The 12,198-nt window shown below is 66.4% G+C and carries 10 protein-coding genes; 8 read left to right on the forward strand and 2 right to left on the reverse strand.

What is annotated here, in order from left to right; genetic code table 11:
• Nucleotides 1-122 precede the first annotated feature (122 nt).
• The 4 genes from H7X47_RS23785 (at nt 123) to H7X47_RS23800 (ending at nt 4,591) form a co-directional block, all read left to right on the forward strand.
• The gene (locus tag H7X47_RS23785; protein ID WP_193371259.1) at nt 123-1,151 is read left to right on the forward strand and encodes a Bug family tripartite tricarboxylate transporter substrate binding protein; all 1,029 of its coding nucleotides are present in this window, start codon (nt 123-125) and stop codon (nt 1,149-1,151) included.
• 86 nt (nt 1,152-1,237) lie between these two features.
• Nucleotides 1,238-2,749 (forward strand): tripartite tricarboxylate transporter permease, encoded by a 1,512-nt coding sequence (locus tag H7X47_RS23790; protein WP_193371260.1) that lies wholly within the window; start codon nt 1,238-1,240, stop codon nt 2,747-2,749.
• Nucleotides 2,736-3,191 (forward strand): hypothetical protein, encoded by a 456-nt coding sequence (locus tag H7X47_RS23795; RefSeq protein ID WP_193371261.1) that lies wholly within the window; start codon nt 2,736-2,738, stop codon nt 3,189-3,191. Before H7X47_RS23790 ends, H7X47_RS23795 begins: the two co-directional genes overlap by 14 nt.
• 83 nt (nt 3,192-3,274) lie before the next feature.
• Nucleotides 3,275-4,591 (forward strand): phenylacetate--CoA ligase family protein, encoded by a 1,317-nt coding sequence (locus H7X47_RS23800; protein WP_193371262.1) that lies wholly within the window; start codon nt 3,275-3,277, stop codon nt 4,589-4,591.
• Nucleotides 4,592-4,734: 143 nt separating this feature from the next.
• On the opposite strand, the gene H7X47_RS23805 is transcribed toward H7X47_RS23800, so the two are convergent.
• Complete coding sequence (locus tag H7X47_RS23805; protein WP_193371263.1) at nt 4,735-5,655, reverse strand: class I SAM-dependent methyltransferase; 921 nt, start codon at nt 5,653-5,655, stop codon at nt 4,735-4,737.
• Between the two features lie 14 nt (nt 5,656-5,669).
• Nucleotides 5,670-7,472 carry a PHA/PHB synthase family protein gene (locus H7X47_RS23810; RefSeq protein WP_193371264.1) on the reverse strand — a complete coding sequence of 601 codons (1,803 nt, stop codon included), beginning with the start codon at nt 7,470-7,472 and terminating at the stop codon, nt 5,670-5,672.
• A gap of 224 nt (nt 7,473-7,696) precedes the next feature.
• Here H7X47_RS23810 and H7X47_RS23815 point away from each other — a divergent pair, with 224 nt between their 5' ends.
• From H7X47_RS23815 to glpX, 4 genes are all read left to right on the forward strand, one after another.
• Nucleotides 7,697-8,464 carry an OmpA family protein gene (locus tag H7X47_RS23815; protein WP_193371265.1) on the forward strand — a complete coding sequence of 256 codons (768 nt, stop codon included), beginning with the start codon at nt 7,697-7,699 and terminating at the stop codon, nt 8,462-8,464.
• Nucleotides 8,465-8,631: 167 nt separating this feature from the next.
• Entirely contained in the window at nt 8,632-9,852 is a 1,221-nt protein-coding gene (locus H7X47_RS23820; protein WP_193371266.1) for an LL-diaminopimelate aminotransferase, read from the forward strand.
• Nucleotides 9,849-11,174, forward strand: coding sequence for a homoserine dehydrogenase (locus H7X47_RS23825; protein WP_193371267.1), 1,326 nt, complete (start codon nt 9,849-9,851; stop codon nt 11,172-11,174). Before H7X47_RS23820 ends, H7X47_RS23825 begins: the two co-directional genes overlap by 4 nt.
• Nucleotides 11,175-11,226: 52 nt before the next feature.
• Nucleotides 11,227-12,195, forward strand: a complete 969-nt coding sequence (gene glpX / locus H7X47_RS23830) for a class II fructose-bisphosphatase (protein ID WP_193371310.1) — start codon at nt 11,227-11,229, stop codon at nt 12,193-12,195.
• Nucleotides 12,196-12,198 lie beyond the last annotated feature (3 nt).

Genomic DNA, 12,198 nt, shown 5'->3' on the forward strand with positions numbered 1-12,198 from the left:
GCCCCCCGGGGCAGGAGACCTCCCCAATATGGTTAATGATTCCATAAGACGATCGCGCTAGCTTGGGCGGGCGAGTCGCTGGGGGGAACCACGGCCGCCAAAGGTTTTGTGGGAGAAAGACCGTGTTCAAGAAATGCTTGCAGCGCGCGCTGGCTGCGCTCTTCGCGCTCTGTGCCCTGGCCGCGCCGGCTGGCGCGGAGACCGCCGCCGAATTCTACAAAGGCAAAGTCGTCAAGCTGGTGGTCGGCTACAGCGCCGGCGGCGGCTACGATGCCTATGCGCGCCTGCTGGCGCCGCACCTGGAATCGCGCCTTGGGGCGCAGGTGGTGGTAGAGAACCGGCCCGGCGGTGGCGGGAACCTCGCCCTGAACCAGGTGGTGGCCGGTAAGCCGGATGGCCTGACCATCATGCTGATCGGCGGCGCCACAGCCTCCTTCTCTCAGGTGCTGGAAGCGCCGGGCGTGCGCTTCCAGATGGGACGCCTCGGCTTCCTCGGACGCGTCGCGGACGAAAAGCGCGTCTTGCTGATGAGCGAGGCGGCGGGTATCGGGTCACTCGAGGAGATGCTGAACGCCCAGCGGCCGATCCGCTTCGGCGGTACAGCCCGCACCGCGACCATCGGCGCCGGTACCGCCTTCATCGCCGAAGCGCTGGGCCTCGAAGCGCAGATCATCGTCGGCTACAAGGGCTCGAAGGAAATCGCCCTGGCGGCGATCCGCGGGGAGATCGACGGCTTTATCCCCTCCGACAGCTCCGCCCGCCGCTACGGCAAGGAAGAGGGGTTGAAGCCCTTGGCGGTCCTGTCGCGTGAACGCTCGTCGCTGATGCCTGACGTTCCGACTTTCTTCGAGCTTGCCGAGTTGACGCCGGAGCAGGCCTGGTGGATCGACTACTCAGATGCGCTCTTCGGCCTGGGCCGTCCCCTGGTGACCACGCCGGACATCCCGGCCGACCGCCTGGCTTTCCTGCAGCAGGTGACGCGCGAGGTATTGACCGATCCGGCGGTAATCGCCGAGGCGCAGGCGGCAAAGCGGCCAATCAGCTACCTGTCGCCCGAGGCGGTGAAGCAGTCCATCAACCGCGTCATGGACGGCTTGACCGATGAAGAACTGGCCCGGGTTCGCCACGTGGCGCTGGAGAAATTCCAGTAGCCGCGCTCCCGGCAGCAGTCCCCTTTTGGCCCGTCGCGGAAAGCCATCGCCTTGCCGATAGAGATTGCGACTGAGCGGAGGCGCAGATGCTCGCCTCTGTAGCTGACGGCTTCGCGCTCTTTCTGGACGCGGAGGTCTTGCTGCTCTGTGTGCTGGCGGTCTTCGTCGGGCTGCTGCTCGGTGTGCTGCCCGGCCTGGGCGGGCTGACCGCCCTGGCGTTGTTGCTGCCCTTCATCTACGGCATGGAGCCCATGGCGGGCCTGGGCTTTCTCCTGGCCGCCCATGCCGTGGTCTACACCGGCGGGGCGCTGACCTCCATCGCGCTCGGCATTCCGGGCTCGGGCCCCAACGCGGCCACGGTGATCGACGGCTATCCCATGACCCGCGCGGGCAAGGGCGGCATCGCCCTGGGGGCGGCCTTCGCCTCTTCGGGCCTGGGCGGCGTGGTCGGGGTCATCGCCCTTGTGGGCCTCTTGCCCTTCCTCCAGCCCATCGTCTTCCACATCGGCTCGCCCGAGACCTTCCTCTTCGCGGTGATGGGGATCATCTACGTCGGCGTCCTGGGGGAGCGCTCCATGGCGCGCGGCCTCATCGCCGGCGGCCTGGGCGTTTTCCTGGCGCTCTTCGGCTATGACCGCTTGCAGGGGGTACCGCGCTTCTGGCTGGACTTCGACTACCTGCTCGACGGAATCCGCCTGGTGCCCCTGGTCCTGGGACTCTTCGCCGTGCCCGAGATCCTCGACCTGGCGCTGGGCCGGCGTGCCGAAACGCCGGCCGTGGGCAGGCGAGACCGCTTCGCCCAGATCGGCGAGGGGCTCAAGGCCACGATCTTCAGGCCCTATCTGCTGATCAAGTCGTCGTTGCTGGGCGTTTTCATCGGCATCGTTCCCGGTGTCGGCGGCGATACCGCGCCCTTTGTCGCCTATGCCTCGGCCAAGCAGACCTCGGCGACGCCGGAGGCCTTCGGCAACGGTTGCGTCGAAGGCGTCATCGCGCCGGAGGCGAGCAACAACGCCAAGGAGGGCGGGGCGCTGGTCACCACACTGGCGCTCGGTATTCCGGGCAGCGCGGGCATGTCGCTGCTGCTGGGCGGCTTTCTGCTGCTCGGCCTGGAGCCCGGTCCTGACTTCCTCGCCAACCACATGGACCTTGCCGTGGGTCTGGCCATCGTGCTGGCCTTCGCCAACCTTGTCGCCGTGGTCGTCATGATCGCGGCCTCGCCGCTGCTGCTGAAGATCGCCGATCTGCGCCCGCAGGTCCTGGCGCCGATTCTCGCGGTGCTGGTCGTGTTGGGGGCCTATGCCTATCAGAACGAGCCCCTGGACGTGGTTGCCACCTTCGTCATCGGCGCGCTGGGCTGCGCCATGAAGGCGATGGGCTACAGCAGGCCGGCGCTGGTGCTGGGCTTCGTCATGGCGCCGCTGATCGAGACCTACCTGCACATCACGCTGCAGGCCTACGGTATGAGCTTCCTGCTGCGCCCCGGCTCCCTGGTGCTGCTGGTGCTGATCGTGATGGGCCTGTCCTGGGGACGGCTGCGGCGCTATTTCCTGGCGGCGGCGGCGCGCTATGGAGGGAACGGCAATGCGAAGCGTTGAAACGGCCTTCCTGCTGCTGCTGGCGGCTTTCCTGGCCGGCTTCTGTGCGCTCGGGCTGTTCTACTACGACTATTCGCTCGCTTTGATGCGCTTTCCGCTGCTCGCCGCCGGCGGGACGCTGGTGGTCGTGATCGTGCAGGTGGTGGCGCTGCGGCGCGGGACCGCACCGATGCAGGTCGGCGCAACACCGGCCATCGCCCCGGGGGGCGAACGACGCCGGGTGAGGGAAGCTCTGCTCCTGCTCTCGGTCTTGCCAATGGTCTTTCTGCTGGGGTTCCCGGCGGGCCTGGCTGTCTATCTCCTGGGCGTTCTTCGCTGTGCCGGGGAAACCTGGGGCTTCTCCCTCGCCGCCGCGGCGGCTTCGCTGGGACTCTCCTATGGTATTTTCGTGAAGGCCATGGGGGTTCCACTGCCTCTGCTACCCTACTGGTGGCCGTACTAGCCTGGATAAGACAAGTGCTGAACATTCCGAAATCCACTGCCGGTTCCTCCCTCTGGCCCGCGATGCCCAGGTCGAACGCGGCGTTGCGTCTCGCCCTCTTGCATCAGCTCGAGACCAACCAGTGGCGCAGCCCGGCGGAAATCCGCCAGCTGCAGTTCCGCCAGCTGAACCGCCTGCTGCACCATGTATCGAATACGGTGCCCTTTTACCGGCAACGGCTGCATGACTGCGGGCTGACGGGTGAACGCGCGGTGACGCCGGAAGACTGGCTGCGGATGCCGCCGCTGACCCGCAGCAATATCCAGAAGGCGGGCGAGAGCTTGATCAGCAGCGAGTTGCCGCCCGAGCACGGCAAGATTACCAGGTCGTCGACTTCCGGATCGACTGGCACACCGGTAACCGTCGCCAGTTCGAGCCTCAATCAGTTGTTCTGGGAGTTGGTCACGCTGCGTGAGCACCTCTGGCACGACCGCGACCTCACCGCGACCATGGCGGCGATCCGCCGTATCCCGAAGGGCGCATCCTACCCGGACGGCTACAAGCAGCAGAGCTGGGGCAGGTCCGTCGACGCGATTTTCCCCAGCGGTCCGATCCATGCCCTGGAGATCGATGCCAGTGTCGCCCAGCAGGCGGAGTGGCTGACGCGCGTCAACCCCACCTACCTGCGCGGCTATCCGACGAACCTGTTGTCGCTGGCCCGCTATTTCCGGGACAACGGCCTGAAGCTGCCGAAGCTGAAGCAGTGCCTGACCTTCGGAGAGTTGCTGCATTCCCATGTGCGTGAAGCTTGCCGGGAGACCTGGGGCGTGGAGATCGCCGATACCTACAGCTCGCAGGAACTCGGCTACATCTCGCTGCAGGCCCCGGGCCATGAGCATCAGTTGGTGCAGGCGGACTTTGTCCTGGTGGAAGTGATCGACAGCGCCGGGCAGCCCTGCAAGCCGGGCGAGGTGGGGCGCGTGGTGGCGACCTCCCTGCACAACCTGGCCATGCCTCTGCTGCGATATGAGATCGGCGACTTTGCCGAGGTCGGCGGCCCCTGTCCCACGGGCCGCGGGCTGCCGGTCCTGACCCGCATCCTCGGCCGCGAGCGCAACATGCTGGTTGACCGCGAGGGCAACGAGTACTGGCCGGCCTTCGGCGTCAAGTCGATGACCAAGATCGCGCCGATCAACCAGTTTCAGCTCGCCCAGGTCACGGTCGACAAGGTGGAGGCGCGGCTGGTGCCGGCACGTCCCTTGAGTGAGGAAGAGGCGGGGAAGCTCATTGCGCATCTCTCCGAGCGTCTGCCGGGCACGGTGTCCGTGGAGCTGAAGCTGATGGAGGAGATCCCGCGCGGTGCCGGCGGCAAGTACGAGGACTTCGTCAACGAGACGAAGCAGCGCAAGAAGGACGGCTGAGGCCTCTGTCTTTCGCGTCCGGCGGCGCCGGTTCTCTTCGCGCACAGCGGCGCCGGTTCTCTTCGCGCCCAGCGGCGCCGTTTCTCTTCGCGCCTGGCGGCGCCGTTTCTCTTCGCGCCTAGCGGCGCCGTTTCTCTTCGCGCCTAGCGGCGCCGGGCGACGATCCAGGCGTATTCGCGCTTGCCCGCCGTCGGCGCGCCGGAGCGCTGATGGTTCCGGTCTTTCACCAGATTGCCGAAGCGCGCCACTTCCAGGGAGAAGCCCTGGTCCTCCAGAAGACCGGTCAGCTGCTCGCGCGATGAAATGATCGATCCCGACATCTCGGCGGCATAGGCGGTGGCCATGCGCTGGAGCTCTTCGGCCGAGGGCAGGGCCTCGGGATGGGGACAGGTCAGTGCCGCCTTGGCGACACGCTCCTGATAGGCCGAGATCTGCTCGGGCGTGAAGCGGGATTCCCTGGCGGTGTTTCCGATGTAGAGGTTATTGGCCATCATCAGGACGCCGCCGGGGCGCAGCAGGCTGTGCCAGGTGGCGACGATCTCGGCGTGGTGTTGCACGGGCACGCAGGACAACAGCGAGTGCACGCAGATCAGATCGTAGGGCGCCGGCGCGCGAAAGGTCTGCAGGTCGGACTGCGCCGTCTCGATGGCGTAGCCGTAGCGCTCGGCGTACCAGCGGCAGAGTCGCAGCGGGGTCTCGCAGCGGTCGACGACGGTGATCTCCGGCGTCGCGGCCTCATTGCTGAAGGCTTCCAGCACCACCGACAGCAGCCCGTAGTCCGCCGAGCCGGAGAGGAACACGCGTTTGTAGCCGCCCTCGGCGATCAGCGGACGCAGCGCCTCGATGTAGAGCTCGGACTGCTGGGTCAGGGTGGTGACGATGCCCAGCAGGCGCAGGGTCTGCCAGGCGCCGTGATACCAGGCGCAGCTCTCGCCGCTTTCGGGGTCGCGCCAACACAACTCCGCCGACCATTGGCGGGCCAGCGGCAGGCTTTCAGCCAGCACCCGGCTCATCTCTTCAGCGCCGTCCGGCCCTGAAGCGGGGGTTCTCTTGATCCTATCCATGAAGATGATCCGGCCTAGTCTTGCGCCTGCACCTTGACGTAGCTGCCGGGCGCGTCCTCGATGACCTTCAACGCGCCGTCGCCGGGCCGCCGGGCCGGCACCTTGCCGTCGGTGAAGTCGGCGATCCACTTCTGCCATTCCGGCCACCAGGAGCCCTTATGCTCCTTGGCGCTGTTGCACCAGGCATCGGGATCTTTCGAGTTCTTGGCGTTGGTCCAATAACCGTACTTCTCGGCCTCCGGCGGGTTGACCACGCCGGCGATGTGGCCGGAGCCGGCAAGAATGAACTTAACCGGGCCACCCAGCAGCTGCGTGGCCGAGTAGGTGGCCTTCCAGGGGGCGATGTGGTCCTCGCGGGTGGAGATCAGGCAGGCGGGCTGCTTCACTTTCGACAGATCGATCTTCACGTCCTTCAGGGTAATGGCGCCCGGCTCCACCAGCTTGTTCTCCTGGTACATGTTGCGCAGGTAGAAGCTGTGCATGGCCGCCGGCATGCGCGTCGAGTCCGAATTCCAATACAGCAGGTCGAAAGGGAAGGGGTCCTTGCCCATGAGGTAGTTGTTGACCACGAAGGACCAGATCAGGTCGTTGGCGCGCAGCATGTTGAAGGTCGTCGCCATGTCGGCGCCTTCCAGATAGCCCTTGTCCTTCATCTTCTCTTCCAGGGCCGCAAGCTGCACCTCGTCAATGAAGACACCCAGCTCGCCGGCGTCCTTGAAGTCCATCATGGTGGTGAAGAAAGTGGCCGACTTGACGCGCTTGTCCTTCTTGGCGGCCATGTAGGCCAGGGTGCAAGCCAGCAGCGTGCCGCCCAGGCAATAGCCGATCACGTTGGCGTCCTCTTCGCCCGTCGCCTTCTGGACGGCCTCCAGCGCGGCCAGCGGGCCGTCGACCATGTAGTCTTCGAAGCTCTTTGCTTTCAGCTTCTCGTTGGGATTGACCCAGGAGATGACAAAGACCGTGTGACCCTGCTCGACGGCCCAGCGGATGAAGGAGTTCTTGGGGCGCAGGTCCAGGATATAGAACTTGTTGATCCAGGGCGGGATGATCAGCAGCGGGCGCTTGAAGGACTCCTCGGTCGTCGGCTCGTACTGGATGAGCTGCATCAGGTCGTTCTGGTAGACGACCTTGCCGGGGGACAGCGCGATGTTCTTGCCCAGCTCGAAGGCTTCGATGTCGGTCATCTTGATCTTGAGGCGGCCCTTGCCGCGCTCCAGATCGTCGAGCAGGTTGTGCAGACCGTTCACCAGGTTTTCGCCGCCGGACTCCAGCGTCTCGCGCAGCACCTCCGGATTGGTCATGACGAAGTTGGAGGGCGCCATGGCGTCGACGAACTGGCGGGTATAAAAGTCGACCTTCTGGGCGGTCTTGTCGTCCAGGCCCTCGACGTCCTTTACCGTCGACTGCATCCAGCGGGCGGTCAGCAGGTAGGACTGCTTTACGAAGTCGAAGAGCTCGTTCTCGTCCCACTCCGGATGCTTGAAGCGCCGGTCGCCACGCTCCGGCATCGCCACCGGATCCGCTTCCTGACCCATCATGCGCTGGGCCGTGGTCTGCCACAGGCGCATGTAGTCCTGCCACAGGGTCATCTGCGCCTGCACCAGCTTGGCCGGGTCGGCCATCATCCGGTGGGTCATTTCCATGAAGGCGCTGCCGATATTCAGCGGATCCATGGCCGTCGGGCCGCCGCCCTGGGGCTCCTGGCGGGCCAGGAAGTCGGCGACCAGCTTCTGGCTGCGTTCTGCGATGCGGGCCATGGACTTCGAAATTTCGACAGGATCCGGTAGTTTGATGTCGGGGGGCGGTTGCTCCGGCATGTAGGCTTCCTTATCCTGCTGATGCGGTCGCTGACCCGTATCGGCGCTGCGGAATCGGCATGGCAGAGAAAAAATGCCGAATTATTCGCAAGGTAATAGGGGGGTGCAGCCGTTTCAATAGCGGTGACGGCGGCCAGGCGGGCACTGGAAAACAGGTTTTTGGCGGAAACACAGGGCTTTGCGAGGCGTGGGGACGCCAGCCCGGTGCAAGGAAGAGATAAACGATGATGAATAAGCAGGAGGCTTACGGGCGGGGCCGCCAGGGGCTGCCGGCGGTGGCGGTCGTGGTCGCGCTCTTGGCCCTGTCGGGCTGCGCGGCGGTGAAGGATGCGACGCAGAGCCCCGAGGAGGCTGCGGCGGAGCAACCACAGCGGGTTTCCACCGAAGGCGCCCGGGATGAATTCCCCACGCTTTCCCAGGTTCCCGAGGCACCTCAGCCCTACCTGGCGCCCGAGGAGCGCGAGAAGGTCCTGGCCCAGATGATGGAGGACCGCCAGCAGGCGACCTTTACCGAGCCGGCGCCGCTGGTCACCGCGGCCTCGCCGAACCCCTACGGGACCAGTGTCATCATCAGCGGCAACGAGATCATCAGCCACGAGCAGGTGGCGGGGCTGCCGCTGCAGACGGGCGCGGGCGGCGGGCAGCTGGCTGCCATCATCTTCTTCGGGCACGGCTCCTCGGACCTCGACGACCGGGACCGCAGCGTTCTGCGGGATGTCGCGGCCCTGCAGCAGCAGCGCGGCGCCCGGCTGAGGATCGTCGGCCACTCGAGCAGCCGCACCCAGAACACCACGCCGGACGAGCACCAGATCGCCAATTTCGACATGTCGTCGGCGCGGGCTGAGGCGGTGGCGGCGGAGCTGCTGGCCCTCGGCGTGCCCTCCGATGCGGTACAGAGCGAGGCCCTGGGCGACGCGGAGCCCGTTTACCACGAGTTCATGCCCTCCGGCGAGGCGGGCAACCGGCGGGTCGAAATCTTCCTGGAAAACTAGAATCTTCCTGGAAAACTAGACCGGCGCTCGCTACAAGAAACCGCACGGCAGGCCGGGGCTTCCCGTGCCTTTCAGCCTGTCTCAGCCGCCGCCGCGCCGGCCCGCCCCGGCGCCGGTCTTCCAGTAACGGATTTCGCGGGCCTCGAAGGGTTTCGTCAGAGACGACCATGACTCAGGAATTCCACCGCATAAAGCGCCTGCCGCCTTATGTCTTCGCCGAGGTGAATGCCTTGAAATCCAAGGCTCGCGCGGCCGGCGAGGATATCATCGACTTCGGCATGGGGAACCCCGACCAGCCGCCGCCGCAGCACGTCATCGACAAGCTGGCCGAAACCCTGGCTGATCCGCGGGCCCACCGCTATTCCACCTCGCGCGGCATTCCCGGCCTGCGCAAGGCGCTCTGCGCCTACTACCAGCGCCGCTTCGGCGTGGACCTGGACCCGGAGCGGGAGGTCATCGTCACCCTGGGCTCGAAGGAAGGCCTGGCCAACCTGGCCCAGGCCATCACCAGCCCCGGCGACATCATTCTGGCGCCCAATCCCAGCTACCCGATCCATGCCTTCGGCTTCATCATCGCCGGGGCGGCGATCCGCAGCATTCCGGTCGGCCCCGAGTTCGACTTCATGGAGCAGCTTGAGCGGGCGATGCGCCATTCGGTGCCAAAACCCTCGGCCCTGGTCTTAAACTATCCTTCGAACCCAACCGCCGAAGTTGTTGATTTAAATTTCTATTCAACGGTTGTGGATTTCTGCCGGGAAAACGGGATCTACGTGATTTCCGACCTGGCCTACGCCGAGGTCTACTTCGAGGGGGAGCCGCCGCCTTCCATCCTCCAGGTGCCCGGCGCCAAGGACATCGCCGTCGAGTTCACCTCGCTCAGCAAGACCTACTCCATGCCCGGCTGGCGCATCGGCTTCTGTGCCGGCAACCCGGATCTCATCGCCGCCCTGTCGCGGGTGAAATCCTACCTGGACTACGGTGCCTTCACGCCGATCCAGGTGGCGGCCACCGCGGCCCTCAACGGCCCGCAGGAGTGCATCGACGAGATGCGCGCGCGCTACCGCTCGCGCCGCGACGTGCTGGTCTCCGGCCTGGAGGCGGCCGGCTGGCCGATCCCCAGCCCGCCGGCGACCATGTTCTGCTGGGCGCCTCTGCCCGCCGCCCTGCGCGAGATGGGCTCGCTGGAATTTTCCAAGCTGCTGCTGGAGGAGGCCCAGGTCGCCGTCGCGCCGGGCATCGGCTTCGGGGAATACGGCGAGGGCTTCGTGCGTCTGGGTCTGGTGGAGAACGAGCACCGCACCCGTCAGGCTGTGCGCAACATAAAGGCGTTTCTAAGGTCCCTGGGCATTAACGACCAGGGCGCAAAGGTCCGGAACATCGCTTCTTGAGTAAACCTCTTCGCATAGCTGTGGCCGGGCTTGGGACGGTCGGAGCGGGCACCTTGCGCCTGCTTCAGGAGAACGGCGCCGCCATCGCCGCGCGCGCCGGTCGCGCCCTGCAGGTGACCGCGGTTTCGGCGCGTGACCGCAGCCGCGACCGCGGCGTCGACCTTTCGGGCCTGCAGTGGTTCGACGATCCCGTCGCCCTGGCGCGGGACGCCGAGGCCGACGTGGTGGTGGAGCTGATCGGTGGCTCCGAGGATCCGGCCAAGCTGATGGTCGAGACGGCGCTGCAGGCCGGCCGCCACGTGGTGACCGCCAACAAGGCGCTGCTCGCCCACCACGGCACCCCACTGGCCGAGTTGGCCGAGACCGTCGGGCGCACCATCGGCTACGAGGCCGCGGTGGCCGGCGGCATCCCGATCATCAAGGGGCTGCGCGAGGGCCTGGCGGGCAACAGCATCAGCCGCGTCTACGGCATCCTCAACGGCACCTGCAACTACATCCTGACCCAGATGCAGGGCGACGGCGCGCCCGCCGGCAATCCGCAGGCGGGGCAGGACTTCGACACCGTCCTGGCCGAGGCGCAGCGCCTGGGCTACGCCGAGGCCGACCCCAGCTTCGACGTCGACGGCATCGACACCGCCCACAAGCTGGCCATCCTCACCGCGCTGGCCTTCGGCTGCGAGGTCGACTTCGAGGCGGTGCACGTGGAGGGCATCCGCAACGTCTCGGCCCTGGACGTCGCCTATGCCGACGAGCTGGGCTATCGCATCAAGCTGCTGGGCGTGGCGCAGCAGGTCAACGGCGCCATCGAGCAGCGCGTGCATCCCTGCATGGTGGCCAAGGACCTGCCCATCGCCAGCGTCTCCGGAGTCTTCAACGCGGTGGTGGCCGACGGTGACTTCGTCGACACCACGATGTACGAGGGACGCGGCGCCGGTGCCGGGCCGACCGCCTCGGCGGTGGTCGCCGACCTGGTGGACATCGCCCGCGGTACGACGCTGCCGGTCTTCGGCATTCCCGCGGCGGAGTTGAGCCGGCGGCCCAATCTGCCGATGGCCGAGCACCACTGCCCCTACTATCTCCGCCTGCTGGTCATCGACCAGCCCGGCGTCATCGCCGACGTGGCCGCCGCGCTGCGCGACGAGGACATTTCCATGGAATCGATGATCCAGCGCGGCCGCGCCGAAGGCGAGGGCCAGGCGGTGCCGGTGATCATCATGACCCACGATACCGAAGAAGCTCAGATACAGCGGGCGCTGGCCCGCATCGCCGACCTGGAGGCCGTGGTCGAGCAGCCGCGGCTGATCCGGATCGTAGATCTCTAACGTTCTGCCAAACGAGGATCCGATGCCCAAAGCCACGCCCACTCTCGGTTCGATGGACCGCAACCTTGCTCTGGAAACCGTGCGCGTGACGGAGGCCGCCGCCCTCGCGGCCTCCCGCCTCATGGGGCGCGGTGACGAGAAGGCGGCCGACCAGGCCGCGGTCAACGCCATGCGCCAGTCGCTCAACGCCCTCGATATCGACGGAACGGTGGTGATCGGCGAGGGGGAGCGCGACGAGGCGCCGATGCTCTACATCGGCGAGAAGGTCGGCCAGGGCGGACAGGCCATCGACATCGCTCTCGATCCCCTGGAAGGCACGACCATCACCGCCAAGGGCGGGCAGAACGCCCTGGCGGTCATCGCCATGGCCGAGGCCGGCAACTTCCTCAACGCGCCGGACACCTACATGAACAAGATCGCCGTCGGCGGCGGCCTGCCGGACGACCTGGTCGACCTGGACGAGGAGCCGGGGGTGAACCTGAAGAACCTGGCCAAGGCCAAGAAGGTCGACGTCTCCGACCTGGTCGCCTGCATCCTCGACCGGCCGCGCCACACCGAGGTCATCGCCAAGGTGCGCGAAGCCGGCGCGCGCATCATGCTGATCGGCGACGGCGATGTCTCCGGCGTCATGGCGACCAGCAGCAAGGACAGCGGCGTCGACATCTACATGGGCATCGGCGGCGCGCCGGAGGGCGTGCTGGCGGCCGCTGCGCTGCGCTGCATCGGCGGCCAGTTCCAGGGCCGCCTCGTGTTTCGCAACGACGACGAAAAGCGCCGCGCCGACAAGTGGGGCATCACCGACTACGATCGCAAGTACAAGCTGCACGAGCTGGCTGCCGGCGACGTGATGTTCGCCGCCACCGGTGTGACCGACGGCTCCATGCTGCGCGGCGTGCGCCGCTTCCATGGCGGCGCCACGACGCACTCGGTGGTCATGCGTTCCAAGTCCGGCACCGTGCGCTATGTCGAGGCGCACCATAACTTCGAGCGCAAGACCTGGTACGACACCCTCGGCGTCTGACGA

Origin of the sequence: Pelagibius marinus, from assembly GCF_014925385.1 — a bacterium.
Lineage (GTDB): Bacteria > Pseudomonadota > Alphaproteobacteria > Kiloniellales > Kiloniellaceae > Pelagibius > Pelagibius marinus.

Bases quoted from the DNA above. Each gene is read 5' to 3' on its own strand.
- H7X47_RS23790 (WP_193371260.1), top strand. From the start codon at position 1,238: ATGCTCGCCTCTGTAGCTGACGGCTTCGCGCTCTTTCTGGACGCGGAG.
- H7X47_RS23795 (WP_193371261.1), top strand. From the start codon at position 2,736: ATGCGAAGCGTTGAAACGGCCTTCCTGCTGCTGCTGGCGGCTTTCCTG.
- H7X47_RS23805 (WP_193371263.1), bottom strand. From the start codon at position 5,655: ATGGATAGGATCAAGAGAACCCCCGCTTCAGGGCCGGACGGCGCTGAA.
- H7X47_RS23810 (WP_193371264.1), bottom strand. From the start codon at position 7,472: ATGCCGGAGCAACCGCCCCCCGACATCAAACTACCGGATCCTGTCGAA.
- H7X47_RS23815 (WP_193371265.1), top strand. From the start codon at position 7,697: ATGATGAATAAGCAGGAGGCTTACGGGCGGGGCCGCCAGGGGCTGCCG.
- H7X47_RS23820 (WP_193371266.1), top strand. From the start codon at position 8,632: ATGACTCAGGAATTCCACCGCATAAAGCGCCTGCCGCCTTATGTCTTC.
- glpX (WP_193371310.1), top strand. From the start codon at position 11,227: ATGGACCGCAACCTTGCTCTGGAAACCGTGCGCGTGACGGAGGCCGCC.